Genomic DNA, 25,022 nt, shown 5'->3' on the forward strand with positions numbered 1-25,022 from the left:
CATCAGGATCGGAGAACGGTTCATGTCCATCCCCCAGTCCGGCGGCGGACCGATCGAACGCCATGAGCAACTGGCCGAATATCTGGAATCGGGCTGCAAGCCCAAGCAGGATTGGCGCATCGGGACCGAGCATGAAAAGTTCGGCTATTGCAAAGACACGCTGAAGCCGCTGCCCTATGAGGGCGAGCGCTCGATTCTGGCCGTTCTGAAAGGTCTGCGCGACTTGCACGATTGGGAGCCGCTGGAAGAAAACGGCAAGCTGATCGGCCTGCAAAAAGACGGCGCCAATGTCTCGCTCGAACCCGGTGGACAGTTGGAACTGTCGGGTGCGCCTTTGGAAACCATCCATGAGACCTGTGACGAAGTGAACGCGCATCTGCGCGACGTGAAGGATATTGCTGACAAGATCGGCGTCGGCTTCATCGGTCTTGGTGCCGCGCCAACGTGGTCGCATGACGATATGCCCCTGATGCCCAAGGGCCGCTACAAGCTGATGAATGACTACATGGAGAAAGTCGGCACCATGGGTCGGTCTATGATGCGCCGGACCTGCACGGTTCAGGTCAATATCGACTTTGGGTCCGAGGCCGACATGGTGCAGAAACTGCGGGTCGCGCTGGCCTTGCAACCGGTGGCAACGGCGCTGTTCGCCAACTCTCCGTTCTTCGATGGCAAACCCAACGGCCAGAAAAGCTGGCGCAGCTATATCTGGCAGCATCTCGACGATGCGCGTACCGGGATGCTGCCCTTTGTGTTCGAGGACGGGTTCGGGTTCGAACGCTGGGTCCAATACGCGTTGGATGTGCCGATGTACTTCGTCTATCGCGACGGTCAGTATATCGACGCGTTGGGACAGTCCTTCCGCGACTTCCTGCAGGGTAAACTGCCGGCGCTGCCGGGCGAGACGCCGACCCTGTCGGATTGGGCCGATCACTTAACCACGGCCTTCCCCGAGGCGCGGATCAAGAAGTTCATGGAGATGCGCGGCGCTGATGGGGGTCCCTGGCGACGCCTGTGTGCGCTGCCTGCGTTCTGGGTTGGCCTGACCTACGATCAGGGCGCGTTGGATGCGGCCTGGGATCTGGTCAAAAGCTGGGACGCGGAAACCCGCGAGGCATTGCGTGTCGAGGCCGCAAAGGACGGGCTGCAGGCGCAGGTGGGCAACATCAACATGCACGATCTGGCGCGCGAGGTGGTTGCGATCTCTGAGGCGGGCCTGAAATCCCGCGCCTTCCCCGGTGCAGGCGGTCTGGTCCCGGATGAGACGCATTTCCTCAACGCGCTGAAGGACAGCATCGAAACCGGCAAGGTTCCGGCGGATGAGTTGCTGGATCACTACAATGGCGACTGGAATGGCGATCTGACGCGGGTGTTCCCGGAATACAGCTATTGATCCGCGCGGTGCGGCTTGCATTCACCGGGATTGGCCGATAGCAGGTTCTGGACCAAATTCAGGGGCCAGTTCGGAAAGCGTGATGGACGATCTTAAGGCAAAATATCTGGGGCAGATCGCTGAGGCAGGCGACGAAAACGCGCTTGAGGCGATCCGCGTCGCCGCCGTGGGCAAAAAGGGCGAGGTCGCGCTGAAGATGCGCGAGCTGGGTAAAATGACGCCCGAGGAGCGGCAGGTCGCAGGCCCGGCGCTGAACGCCCTGAAGGACGAAATCAACTCGGCCCTGTCCGCCAAGAAATCCGCGCTGGCCGATGCCGCACTGGATGAGCGTCTGCGCACCGAATGGCTGGACGTCACCCTGCCGACCCGCGCGCGCCGTCAGGGCTCGATCCATCCGATCAGCCAAGCGACCGAGGAACTGACCGCGATCTTTGCCGAACTGGGCTTTTCGGTGGCCGAAGGGCCACGGATCGAAGACGACTGGTACAACTTTGACGCCCTGAACATCCCCGGCCACCACCCCGCGAGGGCCGAGATGGACACGTTCTATATGCACCGCGCCGAGGGCGATAATCGCCCGCCGCACGTGCTGCGCACCCATACGTCTCCGGTGCAGATCCGCTCGATGGAGAAACAGGGCGCGCCGATCCGCGTGATCTGTCCGGGCGGCGTGTACCGCGCCGACTATGACCAGACCCACACTCCGATGTTCCATCAGGTCGAAGGTCTGGCCATCGACAAGGACATCTCGATGGCGAACCTGAAATGGGTTCTGGAAGAGTTCGTGAAAGCGTTCTTCGAGGTTGACGATGTCGAACTGCGCTTCCGCGCCTCGCACTTCCCCTTCACCGAGCCATCGGCCGAGGTCGATATCCGCTGTTCGTGGGATAACGGTCAGCTGAAGATCGGCGAAGGCGACGACTGGATGGAGATTCTGGGCTCGGGCATGGTCCACCCCAAGGTGATCGCCGCTGGTGGGATCGACCCCGAGGTCTATCAGGGCTTTGCCTTTGGCATCGGCATCGACCGTCTGGCGATGCTGAAATACGGTATTCCGGATTTGCGGGCCTTCTTTGACAGCGACCTGCGCTGGCTACGGCACTACGGGTTCGCAGCGCTGGATATGCCGAACCTGCATGGTGGTTTGAGCCGCTAATGTACTTGTTCGGGACATGGCTGGCTGCCTATCTCGACTGGTGCAAAGCACGGGCCTCTGAACGACCATTTTTTTGGCTGACGCTGGGGTTCGCGTTCAACTTTATGTTTATGTGGATTGCTGGAGCCGTTCTTGGAGTGATCGGTGTTCTGCTTTGGGTGGCTGTGGCAATGGCTTTCCTGCCATTGTTCTTTTTATCAATGTTCAAGATTTGCGCCGATAAGGCGCAGTCGGAAGCAGAGCGGCGCAAGCTGCGAAATGTACAGAAGCTGATTAACCGATCTGGTCGCAGTGACTAGGCTGTAGCGTCAGCGGTTTCCGGAAGAATGCGCGGAGCTAAGGCCGATAGGCCGCCGCGCCATCGGTCGCTCATTGCGGCGCCACTAGTACAAGCGCAATGGACGACACTGCTCGCACGGTCTGGCGATAACGCGGCTTGTTACCTGCACCCACGGGGTTGTGACGTGACAGCGGGCGCAAGCTCGCTAGGGTTCGACGGATGATTTACCGACTGCTCTGCCTCTTCCTGCTGACCGCCACCCAAGCCGCTGCTATCGAGACCTGTCACGGCGATACCGCCTGTCAGGTCGGCGACCGTTCGTATCATGTGTTGGAGCCGGATGGGTGGGATGGCGAAACGCCTCTGCCCGTTTTGCTGCATTTCCATGGCTGGGCGCGGCAGGGGACCGTGGTGGTGAACCATGAACGCATAGCCGGGGCCACGAAGCTGCGCGGCGTGCTTCTGGTGGCGCCGAACGGATTGGGCAAAAGCTGGGATTTCTGGACCTCGGACACCGGCGACGTGCCCTTTGCCGATGGGGTGCTTGAGGACGTGGCCAAACGCTATCCCATTGACTCGGAGCGCATCTATGTCTCGGGCTATTCCTTTGGTGGTGCGATGGCGTGGCGCTATGTCTGCCAGTCGGGCAATGACACGGCGGCGCTGCTGGCCGTTGCGGGCAGCATCCGCCAGACTGAGGAGTGCCCGCAGGCCCCGCGCGAGGTGCGTCATGTGCATGGCCTTAGCGATACGGTGATGGATTTCCCCTATGGCGCGGGTGGCGACACCACCTATCCGGTGGCGCTGTGGCGGCTGAAATATGGATGCCACGACGCGACCCCGCGTGGGGATTGGAGCGTGGTGCCGATCCTGACGCTCAGCCGAATGGAGTGGACCGATTGCGCGCAGGGGCAGGTGGTGTTGGACACGCATCCGGGCGGGCATTTCATCCCCCATGGCTGGATCGGGCGGCAGTTGGATGAATTGTTGGGCCGCACCCCAAGCTATCCCTGAACTGTTTGACATCGCCGCATGTCCCCTTTCCAGTTAGGCGAAACGATCTGACACGGGATTCCTTGCCGCATGAAACTGCTTTTGCCCTTCGCCCTGATCCTAGCCGCCGCACCCGCCTTTGCGCGTGACATCTATCCGCCGGTTGACGTGCTGCTGCAGACCGAAACTTCGGTCATCGGCGAGGCGCTGGAATATCCCGACGGCACCCCGCAGATCACCATGGCCATCGTCACCATGCAGCCCGGTCAGAAAACCGGCCTGCACCGTCATGACGCTCCGCTGGCGGCCTATATCCTCGAAGGTGAGATCACCGTCGATTACGGCGATGCGGGCAACCGGACCTATAAGGAAGGTGATGCGCTGGTTGAGGCGTTTCGGTCGCCCCATGCCGGTGAGAATACCGGCGACGGGATCGCGCGGATTTTGGCGGTGTTTGCTGGATCGGACAGCGTTGCCAACACAGTGACCGCGGAGTAGGCGCGGCGGTTCTACGCGCCCTCTTTCCCCTCTGCGCATTATCCGGTAAACGCGGTCTGACCCGAGATTTACTGGCGGAAACCGACCGATGAAATTCACTCTTTCCTGGTTGAAAGACCACCTCGACACCAACGCTTCGGTGGATGAGATTGCTGAGGCGCTGACTGATCTGGGCCTTGAGGTCGAAGAGATCGTGAACCCGGCGGACCGGCTGAAGGACTTTACGCTGGGCTATGTGAAACACGCCGAGAAACACCCCGACGCCGACAAGCTACGCGTCTGTAAGGTGGACACCGATGAGGGTGAATTGCAGATCATCTGCGGTGCCCCCAACGCGCGTGAAGGGATCACCGTCGTGGTTTGCAAACCAGGTATGTATATCCCCGGTCTGGACCTGACCATCAGTGTCGGCAAGATCCGCGGCGTCGAAAGCTTTGGCATGATGGCGTCCGAGCGCGAGTTGGAGCTGTCGGATGAGCATGACGGCATCATCGAGCTGCCTTCGGGCAAGGTCGGTGACAAATTCATCGACTGGCTGGCTGAGAATGAGCCGTCGAAGGTTGATCCGATGATCGAGATCGCGATCACCCCGAACCGCCCCGATGCGCTTGGCGTCGAAGGGATTGCCCGCGATCTGGCCGCGCGTGGCATTGGTAAGTTGAAACAGCGTGACTACACTCCGGTGCCGGGTGATTTCGAAAGCCCAATCAAGGTGACGATTGATGAGGATACGCTGGACGGCGCGCCCCATTTCACCGGACGTCTGATCAAGGGTGTTAAGAACGGACCCAGCCCGCAATGGCTGCAGAATCAGTTGAAGGCCATCGGTCTGCGTCCGATTTCGGCTTTGGTGGACATCACCAACTATATGACCTTTGACCACAATCGCCCGCTGCACGTCTTCGATGCGGACAAGGTGCATGGCAATCTGCGGGTACATCGCGCCAAGGGTGGTGAGAAGCTGGTTGCGCTGGACGAGAAAGAATACACTCTGCAGCCTGGCATGATGGTGATTTCCGACGACAAAGGCCCGGAATCCATTGCCGGTATCATGGGCGGTGAGGAAACCGGCTGTACCGAAGAAACAGTGAATGTCTTCCTGGAAAGCGCGTTCTGGGATCACGTGCAGATCGCCCTGACGGGGCGGGCTTTGAAAATCAATTCGGATGCGCGCTATCGGTTCGAACGTGGGGTAGACCCGGAATACACGCTGGAAGGGTTGGAGCAGGCAACGCAGATGATTTTGGATATCTGCGGTGGCGAAGTGTCCAAGGTCGTGGAAGCGGGCAAAGCGCCGGATCATTCGCGCGCCTTTAAACTGGATGCCGAGCGGGTGCAGTCTCTGGTCGGAATGGAAATCCCCGAAAGCGAACAACGCCAGACCCTGACTCGTCTGGGTTTCCGCCTTGAGGGCGAGATGGCGCATGTCCCCAGCTGGCGCCCAGATATCATGGGTGAGGCCGATCTGGTGGAAGAGGTCGCGCGGATTGCATCCCTGACCAAGCTGCAGGGCAAACCGCTGCCGCGTATCACCGATGGCATCCCGAAACCGGTGATGACCCCGACACAACGCCGTCAATCGATGGCGCGCCGCACCTGTGCAGCGCTGGGGTACAATGAGTGTGTTTCCTACACTTTCATCGATCAGGCCTCGGCGGCCTTGTTTGGTGGCGGGGACGAAGCGACGCAGTTGGAAAACCCGATCTCGACCGAGATGAGCCACATGCGCCCCGATCTGCTGCCCGGTCTGCTGCAGGCCGCCGCCCGCAATCAGGCGCGTGGCTACGCGGATGTGGCGTTGTTCGAGGTCGGTCCGGTGTTCCATGATGGCGAACCGGGAGATCAAAAAACGCAGATCACCGGTCTGCTGGTAGGTCGTAATGGTCCCAAGGACGTCCATGGGGCCTCGCGCCCGGTCGACGTATTCGATGCCAAAGCGGATGCCGAGGCGGTGCTGGCCGCCATTGGCGCACCCGCCAAGGTGCAGATCCTGCGTGACGGCGATGCTTGGTGGCATCCGGGGCGTCACGGCAAAATCTGTCTGGGTCCGAAAAAGGTGCTGGGCGTCTTTGGCGAGTTGCACCCTCGTGTGTTGCAAGCGCTGGATATCAAAGGCCCGGCGATGGCCTTTACGATCTGGCCGGACGAGGTGCCTCTGCCCCGTAAATCCGGAGCCACCCGTGCTGCGCTGGAACTGCGTGACCTGCAAGCGGTTGAACGCGACTTTGCCTTTGTTGTTGACGAAGGGGTCGAGGCGCTGACACTGGTGAATGCCGCAGCCGGTGCCGACAAGGTGCTGATCGAGGATGTGCGTGTCTTTGATGAATTCATCGGTGGCAGTCTGGGCGAGGGTAAAAAATCGCTGGCAATCACCGTGCGCCTGCAGCCAACCGACGCGACGCTGAAGGAAAAAGACATCGAAGCGGTGGCCGAGAAGATCATCGCCAAGGTCTCCAAGGCGACGGGCGGTGTGTTGCGCGGATAGGGACCCTGCCATAAGACTTCAAAAAAACGCGCCTCCGGGCGCGTTTTTCGTTTCACCTACGGAAATTAGGGCGTGTTTGGGATAAGTGTTTCTGGATTTTCTTGATTGGGCTTCCCGCAAATGCGCCTTAAGTAGGTTCCAAATCAATACCGGAGGTCGACATGGGCTTGAACGTATACCTATCAGGGGAAATTCACACCGATTGGCGTGAGCAAATTATCGACGGCGCACAGGGGTTGGACATCACATTCAACAGCCCCGTGACCGACCATGATGCCAGCGACGATTGCGGTGTGGCTATTTTGGGCGAAGAGCCGAACAAATACTGGCACGACCACAAGGGCGCGATGGTCAACGCGATCCGGACGCGCAAAGGGATCGCGGATGCAGATGTGGTGGTCGTCCGGTTTGGTGAGAAATACAAACAGTGGAACGCCGCCTTTGATGCAGGCTATGCGGCAGCGCTGGGCAAGTCGCTGATCGTCCTACACGGCCCGGATCATCAGCATGCGCTGAAAGAGGTGGACGCCGCAGCCCTAGCAGTGGCCGAACAACCCTCGCAAGTGGTTGAAGTTCTGCGCTATGTGCTGACTGGCACACTGCCAGGCTAACTTAACCCTTGGAAATTGGGCTTGCGGCTTAATGTGGCCGTAAGCCCGATCACGTCCGAGGGACTGTGAGGTCAGTCCCGCGGTGGCGTTACAAGACCTTTCTGAACGGCAGGGCGTTCCAGAAAACGGTCCAAATAAGCTGTTACATTTGTGTGGTCGTCCCATCCGACCAGTTCTCTGGCACCATAGAAATCTAGTCCGCGCAGCCAGGGCGCGATGGCTATGTCGGCGATCGAATACTCTCCGACGACCCAATCCTGCCCTTCAAGCTGCTGGTTCAACACGTTCAGCAGCCGTTTGGCCTCGTTCACATATCGTTCGCGGGGGCGGGGGTCTTCGATCTCGCTGCCAGCGAATTTGTGGAAAAAGCCAAGCTGGCCGAACATTGGACCAATGCCGCCCATCTGGAACATCAGCCATTGAGTGACCTGGTGCTTGTCTGCCTGGGTCTGACCAATAAACTTGCCCGATTTTTCGGCCAGATACAGCAGGATGGCACCGCTTTCGAACAAACCAATGGGCTTTCCGTCCGGGCCGTCCGGGTCGATGATTGCGGGGATCTTGTTGTTGGGGTTCAGCGACAGGAACTCGGGGCTTTTGACATCCGCGTCCGACAGGGTGACCTTGTGTGCCTCATACGGCAGGCCGGTTTCTTCCAGCATGATCGAGGCTTTGACCCCATTGGGCGTGGGGAAGGAGTACAGTTGAATCCGGTCCGGGAACTGTGCGGGCCAGCGATTCATGATCGGGTGTGGTTTGGTGTCCAGCATTGGGGGGCTCCTGAGTGGATACCCCCAGAACGTAGGGCGCGAGGGGCCATCTTGTAAGCCCCCAAAGCTGTGCGCGACCGGTCAGCGCGTGTTTGCTGGCGAACAACGGGGAAATCCGGTGGAACTAGCACCTAGACCAAAGCGTGTTTTTGCCTCAGACTTTGGCAATTCCCGCGCGAAAGCCGCGGGTTTCTTGTTGTTGAAAGGAGATGGCCGTGGATGAGGTCGTAACACAGGTGGGCGCGTTTGCGCCGCTGATCATGAACGCGGTCAAGGCGCTGATCGTTCTGATCCTTGGCTGGATCGTGGCTGGGGCCGTGGGCGGCCTGGTGCGCCGCCGGATCAACTCGACTCCGCAGATTGATCCGACGTTGGGCAACTTCTCAGCCAGCCTGGTGAAATGGGTCATCCTCGCGATGGTTCTGGTGGCCGTTCTGGGGATCTTCGGGATTGAAGCCACTAGTATCGTTGCCATTCTGGGTGCCGCGTCGCTGGCCATTGGTCTGGCGCTGCAAGGGACGCTCAGCGATCTGGCGGCCGGCGTCATGCTGGTGGTGTTCCGCCCCTACAAGCTGGGTCAATATGTGGATATTGGCGGCACGGCCGGGACAGTGAAAGACCTGAACCTGTTCACCACCGAACTGGTGACGCCGGACAATGTGCAGATCATTGTCCCCAACGGGCAATCCTGGGGGTCGATCATCACCAACTATTCGGCGCATGACACAAGGCGTGTCGATCTGGTGTTTGGTATCGACTATGGCGACAACGCGGACGAAGCGATGAAGATCATTCTGGATGTCGCCAAGGCGGACGAGCGCATTCACAGCGATCCCGAACCTTGGGTGCGTGTGACCAACCTGGGCGACAGCTCGGTCGATCTGACGGCCCGTCTGTGGTGCGCAGCGGCGGATTATTGGGACGTGAAGTTCGAAATCACCAAAGCGGTGAAAGAGGCGTTCGACGCAAAAGGCGTGTCGATCCCGTATCCGCATTCGGTAGAGATTCACAAACAGGCCTGAAGGCTCCCGCCCGTCGATCGGGCATTGAAATGCCCTCCTCCGGTTGGGCCCGGCGCCGCGCTGATCGCGCGGCGTTTTTCTATGTCGCGCGGGTCGATGAACTTTGCGTAACAACAAAAAAGGCGCCCTTCGGAAAAGGGCGCCTTTCGATTTCCATGTGCCAACCTTAGGCGTTGACGATGTCGCTGGGCGATACAACGTCCAGACCCAGTGCTACACCAACGGCCTCATAGGTGAGCTGACCAGCGTGAACATTCAGACCAGCCAACAGGTGCGGGTCATCCTGGCAAGCCTTTTTCCAGCCTTTGTCGGCCAGCGACAGCATGAACGGCATGGTCGCGTTGCCCAACGCGATGGTCGAGGTTCGCGCAACGGCACCCGGCATGTTGGCAACGCAATAGTGCATGATGCCGTCGACTTCGTAGATCGGGTCAGCATGGGTTGTTGCTTTGGAGGTTTCAAAGCAGCCACCCTGGTCGATCGCAACGTCAACCAGAACCGCGCCGGGCTTCATGGTCGAAAGCTGTTCGCGTGTCACCAGTTTAGGAGCAGCCGCGCCCGGGATCAGAACGGCGCCGATAACCATGTCGGCATCCTGGATCAGTTCGGCGGTGGCACCAGCAGTCGAGTACTGGTTCTTGAAGGTTCCGCCATACACGTCATCGAGGTAACGCAGACGCGGAAGCGAGCGGTCCAGGATGGTAACATCTGCGCCCATGCCAGCCGCGATCTTCGCGGCATGCGTACCAACAACGCCGCCACCGATCACAACAACCTTGGCCGGTCCAACGCCGGGAACGCCGCCCATCAGAACGCCACGACCGCCATTTGCCTTTTGCAGGGTCCACGAGCCTACCTGCGGCGCCAGACGACCGGCAACTTCGGACATCGGGGCCAGCTGCGGCAATCCACCGCCAGGTGCGGTGACGGTTTCGTATGCAATCGCGGTGCAGCCCGATGCCAGCAGGTCGTGGGTCTGATCTGGATCGGGTGCCAGGTGTAGGTAAGTGAACAGCAATTGGCCTTCACGCAGCATCTTGCGCTCGACCGCCTGGGGTTCCTTGACCTTGACGATCATGTCGGCAGTGGCGAACACCTCTTCTGCGGTGTCCAGGATCTGGGCGCCAGCAGCGATGTAGGATTCGTTGTCAAAGCCCGAACCGATCCCGGCACCGGTTTCGATTACAACTTCGTGGCCGCGCGCGACGGCTTCTTGTGCCGCGTTGGGCGTCATGCCGACGCGGAATTCCTGTGGTTTGATTTCCTTGGGGCAACCGATCTTCATTTTTCGCTCCTCCATTCATAAACTGCCTAAATAATGGGCGATCCAGAGCGCAATTTCTGTGAAACTCTGCCTGCAAAAATGCTTTTTTTCAGGAGAATCTTCGTTATATAATCGAAAACTCGCAAAGGACTTGCGCAAATGAGCTTGGATGCGACGGATAAAAAGATTCTGGCAGCCCTTCAGCGGGATGGCCGTATGTCAAATGCGGAACTGTCCGAGCAGGTGAATCTGTCGCCTTCGGCCTGTCACCGGCGCGTTCAGCGGCTAGAGGCTGAAGGCTATATCCGCAAATACGTGGCGCTGCTGGATGCGCGCAAGATGAATGTGCCCACGACGGTGTTTGTCGAGATCACGCTGCAAGGGCAAGCCGAAGAGCTTCTGAATGCGTTCGAAAAATCCGTGGCGCGCATTCCTGATGTGCTTGAATGCCATCTCATGGCCGGTACGGCGGACTATATTTTGAAGGTTGTCGCCGAGAACACCGAGGATTTTGCCCGTATCCATCGCCAGTATTTGTCGCGACTGCCGGGGGTGGCGCAGATGCAAAGTTCCTTCGCGCTGCGTACGGTGTTTAAGACCACTGCGTTGCCGGTGTGACGTTCAGCCCGGGCCGGGATAGGTGAACAGGGCCAGGTGCAGGGCGTTAAAGCCAAAATGCATCAGAACCGGCACCCAAAGCCGCCCGGTTGCGTAATACCCCAATCCGCAGGCGGCCCCGAGGATCGAGGCGAAGACGGCCAGTGCCGGGCCACCGCCCGCATGGGCCAGACCGAACAGCAGGCTGGCAGCTGCGATCCCGAGCGCCACGCCGATTTTCGACGTCAGGACCGATTGCAGATAGCCACGGAAAAAAGCCTCTTCAGTCAGGCAGGTCAGGAACAGGTTTGAAAGCGCAAAAATCAGCCACCATGCGGGCAGGCCGATCTCGGGCCGCACCGCACCCAAGGAAAGACCCAACGCAAACAGGGCGGGCAGTGCCGCCAACCCGATCAACAAAGGCCCGGTTCTAACCAGCCGCGCGCCATGGATCATGCCTGGCCAAGCCAGCAGAACGGCAAACAAGACCATTGGTTTGTCCAGGTTGAGATACATTGTGAACGCAGCGCTGCCCGGGCCTGCCTGTACCTGATCCAGAACCAATAGATTGTGAAACCCGGGGATCAAATGCGCCCCCAGAGCCAGACACCACAGGATCAACACCAGATGCCCGAAAACGGCGGGCACACCGGTCAGACGGCGCAACCCTACAGCACCCAGCAAGCCCGCTGCCGTGATTGCCAAGGCCAGCGGGGTTAGCAGGCCAAGCACTGTTGCTGAACCTAGGAACGCTGCCAACAGGGCCAGACCCAGCCCTTGTCGGCCTGATACCATGCCTATTTGTGCGGCAATCAGGATGAACCAGGGCCAGATCGCAGGCAGTAGGGAAATGAAATGCGCCACATTCACCTCAGGGGGGTTGAAGGGTACTTGTGCCGACGGAATGATCCCTCTGGCAAGTAGGTTTGGGGCGGATTTATGCCAACCTGTTGGTAATGCGGCAAATCTGCCGCTTGTATCCCTGGGCGTGTAGGTTCAGATTTAGAAAAGGACCAAACCTCTTTTCGCATCGCCTTGACCTTGCTGCCATAAGCGGTTTCGCTTGGGGAAGGGCTTTATCAATTATTCTGATGACATCAGGCGGTTACACGCGCGTTGTATGGTCCGGACCCGATAGACAATAAGGATAAGACCTTGGCTTACGAACATAACGATGCCCCAAAAGATTGGCTGGAAGCCGAGTTGGAAGACACGCTGGACGAAGATTTCGAGATCGAGTTCAGCGAACCCATGCTCTCGATGGAAGTCCGCAAGATCTATAAGGACCAGCATCCCGACATGCTGGATCGCAAAGTCTATTTCCGCAATCTGCTGCGCTTGCAGGCCGAATTGATCAAGGTTCAGGACTGGGTGCAGCATACCGGGGCCAAAGTGTGCATCCTGTTCGAAGGGCGTGACAGCGCCGGCAAGGGCGGCGTGATCAAGCGGATCACCCAGCGGCTGAACCCGCGGGTCGCCCGCGTGGTCGCCTTGCCTGCGCCCAGCCGTCGGGAGCAAAGCCAGTGGTATTTCCAGCGCTATGTACCGCATCTGCCCGCGGCCGGCGAAATCGTGTTGTTCGACCGATCCTGGTACAACCGCGCTGGGGTCGAGCGGGTGATGGGGTTTGCGTCCGAGGATCAGGTCGAACAGTTCTTTCAGGACGTTCCCGAATTCGAACGGATGCTGGTGCGGTCGGGGATCATTTTGCTGAAATACTGGTTCTCAATCACTGATGAAGAACAGCAGTTGCGGTTCCTCATGCGCATTCACGACCCGATGAAACAGTGGAAACTGTCGCCGATGGATCTGGAATCCCGCATTCGTTGGGAGGCCTATACCAAGGCCAAAGAAGACATGTTGTTCCGCACCAACATTCCCGAGGCGCCCTGGTATATCGTCGAAGGCAATGACAAGAAACGCGAGCGCCTGAACTGTATCGAGCATCTCTTGACCAAGATCCCCTATACGGATGTTCCGCAGGAAAAGGTCGAATTACCGGATCGAAGATACAACCCGGAATATGAACGGCGCGTCCTGCCGGATGAGTTGCACGTTCCCAAAATCTATTGATCAAAAGAAAACGCCCCCGGACTTGGGGGCGTTTTTTGGTTTAAGGTGTCGGGAATATCAGACCAAAAAATGGTCCTGCGTCAGATCCGACAATAATGTGTTTTCTAGTGTTAGGCTGTTGCCGGCGCCATCGTCGATAATCACATCGCTACCTGATTGGCGAATATGGTTGTTTTTTAAATCGTCGTAGCTTGTGATTGCAGCCGTTACTCTGAGATAAACATGGTCCTCGTCGGTAAAGTCTGTGACAATGTCGGCACCGCTGGTGAGGACAAATACGTCGGCACCTGAGCCGCCAGTCAGGTTGTCGACGTCGCGTCCCCCCCACAAGACGTCATTTCCTGCACCGCCAAAGAGGTCATCCCGGCCGCGTTCACCTCTCAGTACATCATTGCCATTGCCGGATTGCAGCCTGTCGTCTTCCGAGCCACCCAATAGCAGGTCATTTCCGTTGCCGCCATGCAGCCTGTCGTTGCCTCTGCTGCCTTGCAAAAAGTCATTTCCGTCAGCACCCCTGAGAAGGTCCGCTCCCTGACCGCCGATCAGGGTATCCCTACCTCCGTAACCGATCAGAGTGTCATTCCCCAGCCCGCCGTGAAGCAGGTCGCCGCCGTTTCCGCCACTAAGACTATCGTCACCGCCTTGCCCTTTTAGGCTGCCGGACTGGCCAGACTTAAGAGCGAAAAAGTTATCCGCATCATTTCCAACCGTACCAGCATCCACATATAGTAGTGTCGGTTCTGCTGGTGCAGGGGCGGGCGCCGGTGCCGGTGCTGGAGACGACCCGCCGGTGTCCAACTGCACCGGCGCCGAGGTCGTGGCAAAGTTCTGGGTCACGATCACGGCATCCCAACCGTTGAAATTGCCTTCTTCAATCCCGATCCCGATATATTCGAAATCGGGGTTCAGTATGTTGGCCCGGTGACCGGGGCTGTTCATCAGGCTTTGGTGAAGCTGTACCACATCATCGCTGGCACCATTGGGCCCGCGTTCGGATTGCCAGGCGATGTTTTCACCCGATCTCCAACTGCCGGTGAAATCGAAACCGGCATCTCTCATCCGCTGGGTCGCACTCGAGCCGCCCTGACCGGTGTGGCTGAAGATATCTGTCTGCAGCATCCATTCGCTGTGATCTTCGGCCGAGTCGTTCAGCTGAAGCTCAAGCTTGAGGGGTTGCAGCCCCCGACTTGTGCGTTCGTCATTGATCAATGCAAGCATCTGCCGTTCTAGATTGCTGGCCGTTGACATGATTCTGCCTCCAATTGAATTGAGTTATTTTGGCGAGACATTAATGGCGAGAATTTGACGGGATACAGACACAATCTGGACACCCCGACCCGTTCGGCGATTTGCCACCGCCTGATTCGCGTTGTTTGTGCGAAAAACTGCGCAAGTGCGCTGTGAAAGCGGTGTGAGGCACCGTTTCAGTGCCTCACACGCTGCATCGGACCTTAGACAAAGTCCATCATGCATCCACTGTCGGCCGGTATCAGGATAAAGAAGTCATCCGGTGCGTCCGCCTCCATGACCGGGGCATCGTCATTCGCCGCCGGAGTGTCGTCGCACATATCCAGGGTCAGCATGAAATCGTCCTCGGTGGTGTCCGCATCGGTCACCATCGGGTCGTCATTCATTTTGAAATCGTCGACCAGCGCCAACAGGTCGTTCACGAAATCCTCGATTGCCGCCAGGAATTCTTCCACGTCGAAGCAAACGCCTGCAGTCGTATCGGTGACATCCGGTTCAGGTGTTTCCGGGTCTTCGGTCTCGGTGACGTCAGTGTCCGGTGTTTCTTCGCCCGGTTCGTCGGTCTCGGTGACATCGGTGTCTGGCGTTTCCTCAACCGGGTCGTCGGTCTCGGTGACGTCGGTGTCAGGCGTTTCTTCGACTGGGTCCTCGGTCTCGGTGACATCGGTGTCTGGCGTTTCCTCAACCGGGTCGTCGGTCTCGGTGACATCTGTGTCAGGCGTTTCCTCAACCGGGTCCTCGGTTTCGGTGACATCTGTGTCAGGCGTTTCTTCGACTGGGTCGTCGGTCTCGGTGACGTCGGTGTCAGGCGTTTCCTCAACCGGGTCCTCGGTCTCGGTGACATCGGTATCCGGTGTTTCTTCGACCGGGTCATCGGTTTCGGTGACGTCGGTGTCCGGTGTATCTTCGACCGGGTCTTCGGAGACAGGGTCGTCCGGCATTGCCACGTCGTCCGTGGGCGGCGTTGGTGCCGCACCGTTGTCCAGCACCACTGCAGCGTCGGTGGTGGCAAAGTTCTGGGTCACCATTACGGCATCCCACCCATTGTAGTCGCCTTCTTCAATCCCAATTCCGATAAATTCGTAGTCAGGGTTCAGGATGTTGGCGCGGTGGCCGGGGCTGTTCATCAAGCTCTGGTGCAGTTGCTCGACATCGTCGCTGATGCCTGCGGCACCGCGTTCCGATTGCCAGGCGATGTTTTCACCTGACCGCCAGCTGCCGGTAAAGTCGAATCCGGCATCTTCCATGCGCTCGGTCGCGCTAGAACCGCCCGAACCGGTGTGGCTGAATATATCGGCGTTCAGCATCCAGGTGCTGTGATCTTCGGCCGATGCGTTCAGGCGGGTTTCCAGTTGCAGCGGGGATAGCCCGCGGGATGTGCGCTCATCATTGATTAACGCCAGCATTTCTTGCTCGAATGTACTTGCAGTCGACATGGTAGCCTCCGTTTTGAATGGTCGTCTGAGTAGACGAGGCCAGTTACAGGGGGCGTCGAACGGACGGACAGAGCGGTTTAGATTTCAGGCGAATATCAGCAGGGGCGTGCTACCGATACGGGATTCGCTGCGCTGCAAAATGCCGGGCAAAATGTTGCTTGGCCCGATTTAGCAGCTTGTCGCCTAAGGCTGAGGCGGACTCGGCGGAATGCAACCGGTGATAGAAACGACAAACCCCCGGGCGATGCCTCGGGGGTCGTCAAATAGTGTCATCCAAAGCTGGACGAGCGAGGTGCTTAGAGCAAACCTTCGCGCTGTGCTTTCTTACGTGCCAGTTTACGGGCACGACGGATCGCTTCAGCCTTCTCGCGCGCTTTTTTCTCGGACGGTTTCTCGAAATGTTGCTTCAGCTTCATTTCACGGAACACGCCTTCGCGCTGCAGCTTTTTCTTCAGGGCACGAAGCGCCTGATCGACGTTATTGTCGCGAACACTAACCTGCATGTGGTTGTCACCACCTTTCTAGATAGAGTTGCAAGGAAATTGCAGGAGTTGGCCGTATAGCAAAGCCGGTCTATCTTGTCTAGTACTGGCCCCGAGAACCGGAGACCCGCCATGACCGTCACCTATGAAGATGCAAAACAACAGCTTTTGGACGCGATGCTGACCCACGTGCCCTTTGACGGTTGGTCTGAAACCAGCTTTCGCGCCGCGATCATTGATTGCGATCTGGATGACGGTTTGGCGCGCGCGATCTGCCCCCGAGGCGCGGTTGATCTGGCGCTGGCTTTTCATGCGCGCGGGGATGCGGTCATGGTAGAGCGTCTGAAATCCACCGACCTGAGCGAGCTGAAATTCCGCGAGCGCGTGGCCGCTGCCGTTCGGTTCCGGCTTGAGGCTGTGCCTGACAAGGAATTGGTGCGCCGGAGCATGACGCTGTTTTCGCTGCCGACCCATGCGGCGGATGGGGCCAAGGCGCTGTGGCAGACCTGCGATCTGATCTGGGACACGCTGGGCGATACCTCGGACGACGTGAACTGGTACACTAAGCGCGCGACCTTGTCTGGGGTCTATTCCTCGACCCTGTTGTTCTGGTTGGGGGATGATTCGCCGGACCACCAGAAAACGTGGGAGTTTTTGGACCGTCGCATCGACAATGTCATGCAATTCGAAAAGCTCAAGGCGCAGGTGAATGGCAATCCGCTGTTCAAACCGTTTCTGGCGGTGCCGAACTGGTTTGCCAGCCAGGTGAAACCGCCCGTGAAAATGCGGGTCGACCTGCCCGGGATGCTGAATCCGCGCAAGTAAGCATCTGGGCCTTCCAGAAATTGCCTGCTAGGCATTGGGCAAAGGAGATTTGCCCATGACCCAGACAATGCGCGCCGTTGAGATCACCAAACCCGGCGGACCGGAGGTTTTGCAACTGACCGATCGTCCCGTACCGGAACCCCAAGCCGGTCAGGTGATCCTCAAAGTGGCATATGCCGGGGTAAACCGTCCGGACGCATTGCAGCGCGCTGGGGCTTATGATCCCCCGCCGGGTGCCAGCGATCTGCCAGGCCTGGAGGCGTCGGGCGAGGTCGCTGCGATCGGTGCGGGTGTCGATGGCCTGTCGGTTGGTGACAAGGTCTGTGCGTTGTTGCCCGGCGGTGGCTATGCCGAATATGTCGCCACGCCCGCTGCACATTGCCTACCGGTTCCTAAAGGTATGGAAATGAAAGAGGCCGCCTGCCTGCCCGAGACCTTCTTTACCGTCTGGTCCAACGTCTTCATGCGCGGTGGGTTGAAAGCGGGTAAGCGTTTTCTGGTCCATGGCGGGTCCAGCGGTATTGGCACGACGGCCATCCAACTGGCCAATGCGTTTGGCGCACGGGTCTTTGCAACCGCCGGTTCGGCCGATAAATGCGAGGCTTGCGTCAAACTGGGGGCCGAAAAGGCGATCAATTACCGCGATGAGGATTTCGTGGGTGTCCTGCGCGCCGAAGGTGGGGCGAACCTGATCCTGGATATGGTTGGGGGCGATTATATCCCGCGCAACGTCAAGACCCTGGCTGAAGACGGGCGCCTGGTGCAGATCGCCTTTTTGCAGGGCCCGAAGGTCGAACTGAACTTCGCCCTGATGATGGTCAAACGGTTGACCCTGACCGGCAGCACCCTGCGCCCACAAAGTGATCTGGCCAAGGCAAAGATTGCGCAGGATCTGCGCGAGGCGGTCTGGCCATTGCTGGACGCCGGAAGGGTGGCGCCCGTGATGGACAGCGAGTTCGCGCTGGCCGACGCCGCCGCTGCGCATGCGCGTATGGAAAGTTCAAATCACATCGGCAAGATCGTTTTGAACGTCGCCGGATAAGCTGACCAGCGCGCGGTTCAGGCCGCGCGCTTTAGGCGACGGCCCGGCGGTACAGGTGCCATGTGGCGTGGCCCAGCACGGGCATCACCACAATCAACCCCAGCAGCATCGGGATTGCGCCAATCACCAGCAAGGCGGCGACAATGAAGCCCCATGTCAGGATCACTCCGGGGTTTTGCCGCAACACCCGGACCGAGGTCACAACCGCCACTGGTAGACCCACTTTGCGGTCCAGCAATAACGGAAAGCTGACCACGCTGATGGCTAGTGCGACCAGAGCAAACAGGAATCCTACCGCGTTGCCAAAGATGATCATTGTCCAGCCCGCACCGGTGGTGAACACCTGCGTGACAAAGGCGCCTAAGGATGTGGGCAGATCAGGGCCCAGCGTGTGGACATAGATGCTCTGCGCTACCATCAGCCAGACAAGCAACAGCATGACCAGATAGAAACCCAACATCAAAATGGCACCGAAAGATGGCGATCGGAACACGCCGAACGCATCCAGCCAATGCACTTCTCCCCCTTGTTCGCGTTTGCGGCTGATCTCGTACAGACCCACTGCGGCTATTGGGCCGATCAGAGCAAACCCCATGATCAGCGGCGCCAGCAGCGGCACCATGTTGCGGTTCAGCCCGAACCCGAACATCAACAATCCTGCGATCGGGTAGATCAGCACTATGAATATGGCATCTGCTCTGGTTTCCAGAAAGTCATTGTACCCAGCCTGCAGACAAGCCCGCAGGTCTTGCATCGTCAAATTTTGCACCACCGGCAGATGCCGCGTATCCGCGCTGCCGATATGGTTGACGCTTTCAGCTATGTGATCACCGGTCGCACCGATATTCTGAGCGGCCCAGCTAATCGGATTTCCAATCGTTTTAGCCATTGATTTCCCCTCCCTTTGCGTATCGCGCAGCAGGGTGGATCCGGCATCAATTGCCTGAGGCCGGACCAGCCGGCAACGCCCAGATAGCAGTATAGCACATTTTTTCACGTTACGGTTGCGTGACGCGGAAATGTGCCGATTGCCCTGATTTTCAGGCGTGTTAGCTTGGTCGCAGGCAACAGGAGGTCAGCATGCAGCAAACGGCAAGAACCGTCGTCATTCACGAACACGGCGGCCCCGAAGTTCTGAGGATCGAAGACCGCCCCGTCGGGGACCCCGGCCCCGGCGAGGTGCGTATCCGCCATCATGCCTGCGGATTGAATTTTATCGACATCTACCAGCGGATCGGGCTGTACCCGATGGATCTGCCGCACGCTCTGGGGATGGAGGCCGCAGGCGTGATCGAAGCTGTTGGCGAAGGTGTGACCCATCTTGAGCCTGGCCAACGTGCAGCTTATGCGGCGGCACCGGCAGGCGCCTATTCCGAAGCCCGGGTCATGCCCGCAGCGCAGGTTTGTCCACTACCTGACGGGATTCCGTATGATGCGGCGGCGGCGATGATGCTAAAGGGATTGACGGTCGAATATTTGTTTCACCGAACGACGCCGTTGAAACGTGGCGATACTGTTTTGTTTCACGCGGCCGCTGGTGGCGTAGGGCTAATCGCATGCCAATGGGCCAAATCCGAGGGGATTACTCTAATCGGAACCGCCGGGACCGACGAAAAATGCAGCCTTGCCCAATTCAACGGCGCTGCGCATTGTATCAATTATCGCACCGAAAACTTTGTCGAGCGCGTAGCCGAAATCACCGGCGGCAAGGGAGTGGATGTGGTGATGGATTCCATCGGGGCGGATACGTTCACCGGATCGCTGGACTGTCTCAAGCCGTTGGGGATGATGATTTCCTTCGGCAATGCGTCAGGGTCTGTGCCGCTGATAGATATTGGGATGCTGGCGAAGAAGGGCTCGCTCAAGATCACCCGCCCGACTTTGTTTACCCATATTGCCGATCACGCGGTCTGTCAGGCGATGGCCCGACGTCTGTTCGGCAAGGTTGAGGGCGGTGAGGTCAAGATCCATATCGACCAGCGCTTTCCGTTGGCTCAGGTGGACGATGCGCATCGTGCGCTTGAGGCACGACAGACCACCGGCAGCACGGTGCTGGAATTGTAAACTCATCAAGTCCTGAGCAAATGTCACAGGGCCTGTCGCCAGCGGGAACAAAAAAAAAACGGCGGCGAGTGACCTCGCCGCCGAAAGACTGTCAGATGTCAGCAAATTATTGCTGCAGCTCAGCCGGATCTTTGTTAGCAATGTTTTCCCAGTTCACACCGGCTTTTTCGATAAAGCCCGGAACGTCGCCTTCCCAGCGCTCCTGTATGTCTTTCGACAGGTTCAGGTACAGTTTGTTGTCAACGATTTTCCAGTAGTTCGGGTCGCCGTCGAACTTGAAGCCCATCGCGGTGCCGAATGCGCAGTAACCGCCATATGCGGGCAGGTACGCTTCTGGGTTTTCTTCAAAGGCGGCTTTGTTTTCTTCCGAAGCAAAACGGTACAGCGCGTCGTTGTGCAGGGTCGAGATGCGGTAATCGCCTTTGGTCGGCTCGCCTACTGTGAAATATGCAACCGGGTCATAGCCCTGCATTGCCAGACCGGTCGAGCTTGCGTTGATCTCAACACCAGCGGCCAGCGCCGAGCTTGCGATTGCAACGGACAGCGCAACGCCGCCCAGAATGGATTTGAACTTGTTCATGGTTTCACCTTTCGTGAATAGGCTCGCTCAAGAGCACCTGAATTTTGCCCGGGCAAACCGGATTTTGTTTTTGCGACGCCGGTAATTGGCCGTCACAGAACCTCAATTGGGCAGCGCCCTGATCACGTTCAAGACAATCAATTGTGAAGGTCCGGTAACACAAATTTTGGTGATGCAGACTACGTATCCGGGATCAGAGCGGTGACGAATGAAACGACCTTATCGCCAGGCATTTCACAGGGGCGCAGCAGGGCACCACTTTGTCGCGTCAAATACAAGTTCATGCTGATATAGTCCGGGCCGCCAAGCTGATGGGCCACCAGTTTGAGAGACCTTTCAGCGCCAAAAACCGAACGGCTGACCACATAGCGCCGCCCATTGGCATAACCGGTAAACGTACACTCGGGCAGCGCGAAAAAGGCGTTCAGAAAACCGGTTGGCGCAATCACGATTTGCCGATTTTCGGCTCGGTTCCCGCCTTGATCCGCGCCAGATTGGCGCTGTGGCGCCAGTAGACCAGCAGGGTTAGGATGATGCTCAGCGCAAAGGCTGAACTGTCCGTCAGCACAATCACCCAGACAACCGACATGGCCGCAGCCACCAGCGCGCCCAGTGATGAAATCCGCCAGATCGCTGCAGCCACCAGCCATGTCAGGCAGCAGGCCACACCTATGCGCCAATCCAGCGCCAGCCACAGGCCCAGAAAGGTGGCCACGCCCTTGCCGCCGTTAAAGCCCAGCCAGACAGGAAAGCAGTGGCCCAAAAAGGCGGCCAGCGCCGCGATCTGGGCGGCGTCTTCCCCGGCCAGTGCCCGCGCCAACAGAACGGCCACCGCGCCCTTGGCGGCGTCAAAGATCAGCGTCAGCGCCGCGGCTGCCTTGTTGCCGGTGCGCAGCACATTGGTTGCCCCGATATTGCCTGACCCGATATTGCGCAGGTTGCCCAGCCCCATGACCTTGGCGACGATCATGCCAAAAGGAACAGACCCCATCAGATAACCAAGCGCGGCCCAGAGGATCAGCTGGGTCATCGAACTGTCAAATGGCGGCATCAGGGTCTCCGGTAAACTTCTTGTCCAGCCACGTAGGTTGCGGTGACCTTACCTTGCATCCGCTGGTCGTCAAACGGTGTGTTCTGCGATTTTGATTTCAGCGAGAACCGGTCCAGCACAAAGGGCACATCCGGGTCAAACAGCACCAGATCGGCGGGCGCGCCCTGGGACAGGCGACCGCTGTCCAGCCCCAGCCGTTTTGCCGGGTTCAGCGCCATGGCCCGGAACAGCGTCGGCAGGTCCAACTGTTCCGAATGATACAGGCGCAGGGCTGCGGGCAGCAGCGTTTCCAGCGCAACAGCGCCCGAGGCGGCTTCTTCAAACGGCAGTCGTTTGCTTTCCTCGTCCTGCGGTGTGTGCATCGAGCTGATGATGTCGATCAAGCCGCTGCGCACGGCCTCGATAACCGCCTGACGGTCATCTTCGGACCGCAGCGGCGGCTTGACCTTGAAGAAAGTCCGATAGTCGGCCACGTCCAGCTCGTTCAGCGTCAGATGGTGGATCGAAGTGCCCGCGGTGATGTCCAGCCCGTTGCGCTTGGCGCGCTCTAGCGCGGGCAGGGCACGGGCGGTGGTGATCTGATCGGCGTGATAGGCAGCGCCGGTCATTTCCAGCAGGGCAATATCGCGGTCCAGCCCCATGCGTTCGGCCATGGGCGTGACGGCGGGCAATCCGCGCAAGGTTGCAAACTTGCCGCTGGTAGCGGCGGCCCCGGCGCTCAGGACAGGTTCCTGTGGATGCGCGATAACCAGCGCGTCGCAAGACCGCGCATAGGTCAGAGCGCGCGAGAATACCTTGGTGTTGGTGACAACGTGATCGCAATCGGTGAACGCCACCGCGCCCGCATCTTGCAGAAAACCGATCTCGGTCATCTCACGCCCGTCGCGTCCTTTGGTCAGGGCGGCCATGGGCAAGACGTTGACCGGCGTATCCGCCTGCGCGCGGCGGGTGACAAATTCAAGGCTTTCGGGCGTATCGATGGCCGGGCTGGTATCGGGGCGGGTAACGATGGTGGTCACACCGCCGGCTGCTGCTGCCAGACCGGCGGATTTATAGCTTTCCTTGTGCCGCTCGCCCGGTTCGCAGACTTTGACGCCGATATCGACGATGCCAGGGGCAAGGCAGTGCCCGCTGCAATCGATGATTGGCGTATCCGTGGACGGTGCATCGCCGTCACCGCGCGCGGTAATCTGGCCATTGCCCACCTGCAGCCAGCCAAGGCTGTCCGTGCCGGTTTCCGGGTCGATCAGGCGGGCGTTGGTGAAGGTCAGGTTGCTCATGCCAGTGCCCTTTCGATTGCGGCTTTGGTGGCGGCGGAATCCGCCTGATATTTGATCAGGTGCTTGTCGCCGCCCTTGGTGACGATCTGGACAAAACTGCCCATGGTGTTGACCACCTTGATCTGGTTCAGTGCCACCTTGCGCGGGCCGGGGCCGGTGAGGGTGGTGTCCGTCATCGTCCAGGTGGCGACCAGTTCTTCCGAGGCCATGTACCATGCCCGGATGCCGACGGCGGCCAGACCGGCAGGCGCGCCGGTCCAGGGATAGGGGTTTCCGATCAGCCAAAGCACAATCATCGCACCCGCCATGGCTACGGCGGCCAGCCATGCGTTGGTGCGAATATAAGTGCCTCTGTCGGGCGAGAAGGTCACAGGATCAGCCACAGGATGCCTCCGACGGCCAAAAGGATCACTAGTGCCAGAACGGCAGAACCGATGCGGCGGGGCTGGTCGTTTTGGGACGCAGGTTGAGGGGCTGAGAACGGTTTTGCGCTTTCGGTTTCGATCGGACCGCCGGTCCAGTTGGTAGCCTCTTCGGTGAACAGCCCGATCAGGCGCAGCCGCTTGTCGGGGATCAGAGTGGCTGCGCGATCGCCAAAGGCAGCGCTGCGGACCACCATGACCCATCCCGTTATGGCTTCAAGCGCATTGCGATCCAACTGATCGGCGGACACGCCGCAGCCCTCGTTCAGATAGCCATAGAGCCCCAGGTCCTCGAGGTCTGAGACCGCAAAGACGTCGATCTGTTCAGCGTCCAGCCCCTCGACGCCCAGGATTTGATCGGCGGCACCGGGTTCACGCAGAAATTTGGCCTCTTCCGGGCGCATGTTCAGCGTGAACAGGCGGATCACGCCGCGTTCATGGGGGGCAACGGTCAGATCGCTCATGCCACCTCGCGCAGGTTGTGGGCCAAAAGTTCCATCGCAGCCATGCGGACGGCGACCCCCATTTCAACCTGTTCCTGAATGACCGAGCGGTTGATGTCGTCGGCTAGGGTCCCGTCAATCTCGACCCCGCGGTTCATCGGACCGGGATGCATGACGATGGCGTCGGATTTGGCCAGCGCCAGCTTGGCGGCGTCCAGCCCATAGCGGTGGTAGTACTCACGCTCGGACGGAATAAAGCCGCCATCCATCCGTTCCTTTTGAAGGCGCAGCATCATGACAACATCAACGTCCCTAAGGCCCTCATTCATGTCGTCATAGATCTCGGCACCAAATTCGGCAAAGTGGTCGGGTACCAAAGTGGGCGGGCCGATCAGACGGATGCGGTTTTCCATCTTGCCCAGCAGGATCAGGTTCGACCGTGCCACGCGGGAATGGGCGACATCGCCGCAAATGGCGATGTTCAGCCGGTGCAGGCGGCCCTTGGCGCGACGGATCGTCAACGCGTCCAGCAAGGCCTGTGTCGGGTGTTCATGCTTGCCATCGCCCGCATTCAACACCGCACAGTTGACCTTTTGCGCCAGCAGATCGACGGCACCGGAATGCGGATGCCGCACCACCAGCAGATCAGGATGCATCGCGTTCAGCGTCATGGCGGTGTCGATCAGGGTCTCGCCCTTTTTGATCGAACTGGCCTGCATCGCCATGTTCATTACATCCGCGCCCAGCCGCTTGCCCGCCAGTTCAAAGCTGGCCTGCGTGCGGGTCGAGTTTTCGAAGAACATGTTGATCTGCGTCAGCCCTGACAGCACGTCGGAATGCTTGGTCGATTGCCGGTTCAGGTCGACATATGTCTCGGCCAGATCAAGAATAGCGGTGATATCGGATTGCGACAGATGCTCGATGCCAAGAAGGTGACGATGGGCGAAACGCATGGGCGGGCTCCTGTCTGACAATCGGGCCGCTTATAGGAAGGTCCGCGCGCCTAG

At 58.9% G+C, this 25,022-nt stretch carries 27 protein-coding genes; 13 read left to right on the forward strand and 14 right to left on the reverse strand.

Annotated elements, in window-relative coordinates; genetic code table 11:
- Positions 1-22 precede the first annotated feature (22 nt).
- The 7 genes from ACR0M2_RS14105 to ACR0M2_RS14135 all read left to right on the forward strand — a co-directional run bounded on the left by ACR0M2_RS14105 (position 23) and on the right by ACR0M2_RS14135 (position 7,416).
- A complete protein-coding gene (locus ACR0M2_RS14105; protein ID WP_170361273.1) occupies positions 23-1,393 on the forward strand; it encodes a glutamate--cysteine ligase in 1,371 nt (456 codons plus the stop codon).
- A gap of 82 nt (positions 1,394-1,475) precedes the next feature.
- Positions 1,476-2,549: a phenylalanine--tRNA ligase subunit alpha gene (gene pheS, locus ACR0M2_RS14110; protein WP_170327268.1), complete on the forward strand. Its 1,074-nt coding sequence runs from the start codon at positions 1,476-1,478 to the stop codon at positions 2,547-2,549.
- The gene (locus tag ACR0M2_RS14115; protein ID WP_480705624.1) at positions 2,549-2,848 is read left to right on the forward strand and encodes a hypothetical protein; all 300 of its coding nucleotides are present in this window, start codon (positions 2,549-2,551) and stop codon (positions 2,846-2,848) included. Before pheS ends, ACR0M2_RS14115 begins: the two co-directional genes overlap by 1 nt.
- Before the next feature lie 200 nt (positions 2,849-3,048).
- Complete coding sequence (locus tag ACR0M2_RS14120; protein ID WP_480705626.1) at positions 3,049-3,843, forward strand: CE1 family esterase; 795 nt, start codon at positions 3,049-3,051, stop codon at positions 3,841-3,843.
- Between the two features lie 69 nt (positions 3,844-3,912).
- Complete coding sequence (locus ACR0M2_RS14125; protein WP_170361278.1) at positions 3,913-4,320, forward strand: cupin domain-containing protein; 408 nt, start codon at positions 3,913-3,915, stop codon at positions 4,318-4,320.
- A gap of 88 nt (positions 4,321-4,408) precedes the next feature.
- Positions 4,409-6,805, forward strand: a complete 2,397-nt coding sequence (pheT, locus tag ACR0M2_RS14130; RefSeq protein WP_480705628.1) for a phenylalanine--tRNA ligase subunit beta — start codon at positions 4,409-4,411, stop codon at positions 6,803-6,805.
- Between the two features lie 161 nt (positions 6,806-6,966).
- Entirely contained in the window at positions 6,967-7,416 is a 450-nt protein-coding gene (locus ACR0M2_RS14135; protein ID WP_170397082.1) for a YtoQ family protein, read from the forward strand.
- Positions 7,417-7,487: 71 nt separating this feature from the next.
- On the opposite strand, the gene ACR0M2_RS14140 is transcribed toward ACR0M2_RS14135, so the two are convergent.
- Positions 7,488-8,186, reverse strand: coding sequence for a glutathione S-transferase family protein (locus ACR0M2_RS14140; RefSeq protein ID WP_425081718.1), 699 nt, complete (start codon positions 8,184-8,186; stop codon positions 7,488-7,490).
- Positions 8,187-8,395: 209 nt separating this feature from the next.
- Between ACR0M2_RS14140 and ACR0M2_RS14145 the strand changes: the two genes are divergently transcribed.
- On the forward strand, positions 8,396-9,208 hold the full coding sequence (locus tag ACR0M2_RS14145; protein ID WP_264187366.1) for a mechanosensitive ion channel family protein: 813 nt from the start codon (positions 8,396-8,398) through the stop codon (positions 9,206-9,208).
- Positions 9,209-9,374: 166 nt separating this feature from the next.
- On the opposite strand, the gene ald is transcribed toward ACR0M2_RS14145, so the two are convergent.
- Positions 9,375-10,493: an alanine dehydrogenase gene (ald, locus tag ACR0M2_RS14150; RefSeq protein ID WP_480705630.1), complete on the reverse strand. Its 1,119-nt coding sequence runs from the start codon at positions 10,491-10,493 to the stop codon at positions 9,375-9,377.
- A 138-nt stretch (positions 10,494-10,631) separates the two neighbouring features.
- Between ald and ACR0M2_RS14155 the strand changes: the two genes are divergently transcribed.
- Positions 10,632-11,090 (forward strand): Lrp/AsnC family transcriptional regulator, encoded by a 459-nt coding sequence (locus ACR0M2_RS14155; RefSeq protein ID WP_170350721.1) that lies wholly within the window; start codon positions 10,632-10,634, stop codon positions 11,088-11,090.
- Positions 11,091-11,093: 3 nt separating this feature from the next.
- Here ACR0M2_RS14155 and ACR0M2_RS14160 read toward each other — a convergent pair whose 3' ends face one another.
- Positions 11,094-11,933, reverse strand: coding sequence for a CPBP family intramembrane glutamic endopeptidase (locus ACR0M2_RS14160; RefSeq protein ID WP_480705632.1), 840 nt, complete (start codon positions 11,931-11,933; stop codon positions 11,094-11,096).
- 291 nt (positions 11,934-12,224) lie between these two features.
- Here ACR0M2_RS14160 and ppk2 point away from each other — a divergent pair, with 291 nt between their 5' ends.
- Positions 12,225-13,142: a polyphosphate kinase 2 gene (gene ppk2 / locus ACR0M2_RS14165; protein ID WP_170350719.1), complete on the forward strand. Its 918-nt coding sequence runs from the start codon at positions 12,225-12,227 to the stop codon at positions 13,140-13,142.
- 57 nt (positions 13,143-13,199) lie between these two features.
- Here the strand turns inward: ppk2 and ACR0M2_RS14170 are convergent, their stop codons facing one another.
- The 3 genes from ACR0M2_RS14170 to rpsU all read right to left on the reverse strand — a co-directional run bounded on the left by ACR0M2_RS14170 (position 13,200) and on the right by rpsU (position 16,329).
- A complete protein-coding gene (locus tag ACR0M2_RS14170) occupies positions 13,200-14,390 on the reverse strand; it encodes a CAP domain-containing protein (protein ID WP_170551734.1) in 1,191 nt (396 codons plus the stop codon).
- Positions 14,391-14,593: 203 nt separating this feature from the next.
- Positions 14,594-15,826: a CAP domain-containing protein gene (locus ACR0M2_RS14175; protein ID WP_480705634.1), complete on the reverse strand. Its 1,233-nt coding sequence runs from the start codon at positions 15,824-15,826 to the stop codon at positions 14,594-14,596.
- A 296-nt stretch (positions 15,827-16,122) separates the two neighbouring features.
- On the reverse strand, positions 16,123-16,329 hold the full coding sequence (gene rpsU, locus ACR0M2_RS14180; RefSeq protein ID WP_005614280.1) for a 30S ribosomal protein S21: 207 nt from the start codon (positions 16,327-16,329) through the stop codon (positions 16,123-16,125).
- A 111-nt stretch (positions 16,330-16,440) separates the two neighbouring features.
- Here rpsU and ACR0M2_RS14185 point away from each other — a divergent pair, with 111 nt between their 5' ends.
- Complete coding sequence (locus ACR0M2_RS14185) at positions 16,441-17,133, forward strand: COQ9 family protein (protein WP_480705636.1); 693 nt, start codon at positions 16,441-16,443, stop codon at positions 17,131-17,133.
- Between the two features lie 55 nt (positions 17,134-17,188).
- Positions 17,189-18,175, forward strand: coding sequence for an NAD(P)H-quinone oxidoreductase (locus ACR0M2_RS14190; protein ID WP_480705638.1), 987 nt, complete (start codon positions 17,189-17,191; stop codon positions 18,173-18,175).
- Positions 18,176-18,206: 31 nt separating this feature from the next.
- On the opposite strand, the gene ACR0M2_RS14195 is transcribed toward ACR0M2_RS14190, so the two are convergent.
- On the reverse strand, positions 18,207-19,064 hold the full coding sequence (locus ACR0M2_RS14195; protein ID WP_170350712.1) for a DUF2189 domain-containing protein: 858 nt from the start codon (positions 19,062-19,064) through the stop codon (positions 18,207-18,209).
- Positions 19,065-19,255: 191 nt separating this feature from the next.
- On the opposite strand from ACR0M2_RS14195, the gene ACR0M2_RS14200 reads away from it, so the two are divergent.
- On the forward strand, positions 19,256-20,239 hold the full coding sequence (locus ACR0M2_RS14200) for a quinone oxidoreductase family protein (RefSeq protein ID WP_480705640.1): 984 nt from the start codon (positions 19,256-19,258) through the stop codon (positions 20,237-20,239).
- A 106-nt stretch (positions 20,240-20,345) separates the two neighbouring features.
- On the opposite strand, the gene ACR0M2_RS14205 is transcribed toward ACR0M2_RS14200, so the two are convergent.
- The 7 genes from ACR0M2_RS14205 to ACR0M2_RS14235 form a co-directional block, all read right to left on the reverse strand.
- The gene (locus tag ACR0M2_RS14205) at positions 20,346-20,819 is read right to left on the reverse strand and encodes a YHS domain-containing (seleno)protein (RefSeq protein WP_480705642.1); all 474 of its coding nucleotides are present in this window, start codon (positions 20,817-20,819) and stop codon (positions 20,346-20,348) included.
- Between the two features lie 179 nt (positions 20,820-20,998).
- Positions 20,999-21,268: a hypothetical protein gene (locus tag ACR0M2_RS14210; RefSeq protein WP_480705643.1), complete on the reverse strand. Its 270-nt coding sequence runs from the start codon at positions 21,266-21,268 to the stop codon at positions 20,999-21,001.
- Entirely contained in the window at positions 21,265-21,870 is a 606-nt protein-coding gene (plsY, locus tag ACR0M2_RS14215) for a glycerol-3-phosphate 1-O-acyltransferase PlsY (protein ID WP_480705645.1), read from the reverse strand. The genes ACR0M2_RS14210 and plsY overlap by 4 nt, the downstream gene beginning before the upstream one ends.
- Positions 21,870-23,150 (reverse strand): dihydroorotase, encoded by a 1,281-nt coding sequence (gene pyrC / locus ACR0M2_RS14220; protein ID WP_480705647.1) that lies wholly within the window; start codon positions 23,148-23,150, stop codon positions 21,870-21,872. The genes plsY and pyrC overlap by 1 nt, the downstream gene beginning before the upstream one ends.
- Positions 23,147-23,533 (reverse strand): hypothetical protein, encoded by a 387-nt coding sequence (locus tag ACR0M2_RS14225; protein WP_480689560.1) that lies wholly within the window; start codon positions 23,531-23,533, stop codon positions 23,147-23,149. Before ACR0M2_RS14225 ends, pyrC begins: the two co-directional genes overlap by 4 nt.
- Complete coding sequence (locus tag ACR0M2_RS14230) at positions 23,518-24,036, reverse strand: hypothetical protein (protein ID WP_480705649.1); 519 nt, start codon at positions 24,034-24,036, stop codon at positions 23,518-23,520. Before ACR0M2_RS14230 ends, ACR0M2_RS14225 begins: the two co-directional genes overlap by 16 nt.
- Positions 24,033-24,968, reverse strand: coding sequence for an aspartate carbamoyltransferase catalytic subunit (locus ACR0M2_RS14235; protein ID WP_170397098.1), 936 nt, complete (start codon positions 24,966-24,968; stop codon positions 24,033-24,035). The genes ACR0M2_RS14230 and ACR0M2_RS14235 overlap by 4 nt, the downstream gene beginning before the upstream one ends.
- Between the last annotated feature and the right edge of the window lie 54 nt (positions 24,969-25,022).

The organism is Ruegeria sp. BE10 (assembly GCF_056538905.1).

What these genes read in the sequence shown, in the direction of transcription:
- ACR0M2_RS14105 (WP_170361273.1), top strand. Translation starts at nt 23, where the DNA reads ATGTCCATCCCCCAGTCCGGCGGCGGACCGATCGAACGCCATGAGCAA.
- pheS (WP_170327268.1), top strand. Translation starts at nt 1,476, where the DNA reads ATGGACGATCTTAAGGCAAAATATCTGGGGCAGATCGCTGAGGCAGGC.
- ACR0M2_RS14115 (WP_480705624.1), top strand. Translation starts at nt 2,549, where the DNA reads ATGTACTTGTTCGGGACATGGCTGGCTGCCTATCTCGACTGGTGCAAA.
- ACR0M2_RS14120 (WP_480705626.1), top strand. Translation starts at nt 3,049, where the DNA reads ATGATTTACCGACTGCTCTGCCTCTTCCTGCTGACCGCCACCCAAGCC.
- ACR0M2_RS14125 (WP_170361278.1), top strand. Translation starts at nt 3,913, where the DNA reads ATGAAACTGCTTTTGCCCTTCGCCCTGATCCTAGCCGCCGCACCCGCC.
- pheT (WP_480705628.1), top strand. Translation starts at nt 4,409, where the DNA reads ATGAAATTCACTCTTTCCTGGTTGAAAGACCACCTCGACACCAACGCT.
- ACR0M2_RS14135 (WP_170397082.1), top strand. Translation starts at nt 6,967, where the DNA reads ATGGGCTTGAACGTATACCTATCAGGGGAAATTCACACCGATTGGCGT.
- ACR0M2_RS14140 (WP_425081718.1), bottom strand. Translation starts at nt 8,186, where the DNA reads ATGCTGGACACCAAACCACACCCGATCATGAATCGCTGGCCCGCACAG.
- ACR0M2_RS14145 (WP_264187366.1), top strand. Translation starts at nt 8,396, where the DNA reads ATGGCCGTGGATGAGGTCGTAACACAGGTGGGCGCGTTTGCGCCGCTG.
- ald (WP_480705630.1), bottom strand. Translation starts at nt 10,493, where the DNA reads ATGAAGATCGGTTGCCCCAAGGAAATCAAACCACAGGAATTCCGCGTC.
- ACR0M2_RS14155 (WP_170350721.1), top strand. Translation starts at nt 10,632, where the DNA reads ATGAGCTTGGATGCGACGGATAAAAAGATTCTGGCAGCCCTTCAGCGG.
- ACR0M2_RS14170 (WP_170551734.1), bottom strand. Translation starts at nt 14,390, where the DNA reads ATGTCAACGGCCAGCAATCTAGAACGGCAGATGCTTGCATTGATCAAT.
- ACR0M2_RS14175 (WP_480705634.1), bottom strand. Translation starts at nt 15,826, where the DNA reads ATGTCGACTGCAAGTACATTCGAGCAAGAAATGCTGGCGTTAATCAAT.
- rpsU (WP_005614280.1), bottom strand. Translation starts at nt 16,329, where the DNA reads ATGCAGGTTAGTGTTCGCGACAATAACGTCGATCAGGCGCTTCGTGCC.
- ACR0M2_RS14185 (WP_480705636.1), top strand. Translation starts at nt 16,441, where the DNA reads ATGACCGTCACCTATGAAGATGCAAAACAACAGCTTTTGGACGCGATG.
- ACR0M2_RS14190 (WP_480705638.1), top strand. Translation starts at nt 17,189, where the DNA reads ATGACCCAGACAATGCGCGCCGTTGAGATCACCAAACCCGGCGGACCG.
- ACR0M2_RS14195 (WP_170350712.1), bottom strand. Translation starts at nt 19,064, where the DNA reads ATGGCTAAAACGATTGGAAATCCGATTAGCTGGGCCGCTCAGAATATC.
- ACR0M2_RS14200 (WP_480705640.1), top strand. Translation starts at nt 19,256, where the DNA reads ATGCAGCAAACGGCAAGAACCGTCGTCATTCACGAACACGGCGGCCCC.
- ACR0M2_RS14205 (WP_480705642.1), bottom strand. Translation starts at nt 20,819, where the DNA reads ATGAACAAGTTCAAATCCATTCTGGGCGGCGTTGCGCTGTCCGTTGCA.
- plsY (WP_480705645.1), bottom strand. Translation starts at nt 21,870, where the DNA reads ATGCCGCCATTTGACAGTTCGATGACCCAGCTGATCCTCTGGGCCGCG.
- pyrC (WP_480705647.1), bottom strand. Translation starts at nt 23,150, where the DNA reads ATGAGCAACCTGACCTTCACCAACGCCCGCCTGATCGACCCGGAAACC.
- ACR0M2_RS14230 (WP_480705649.1), bottom strand. Translation starts at nt 24,036, where the DNA reads ATGAGCGATCTGACCGTTGCCCCCCATGAACGCGGCGTGATCCGCCTG.
- ACR0M2_RS14235 (WP_170397098.1), bottom strand. Translation starts at nt 24,968, where the DNA reads ATGCGTTTCGCCCATCGTCACCTTCTTGGCATCGAGCATCTGTCGCAA.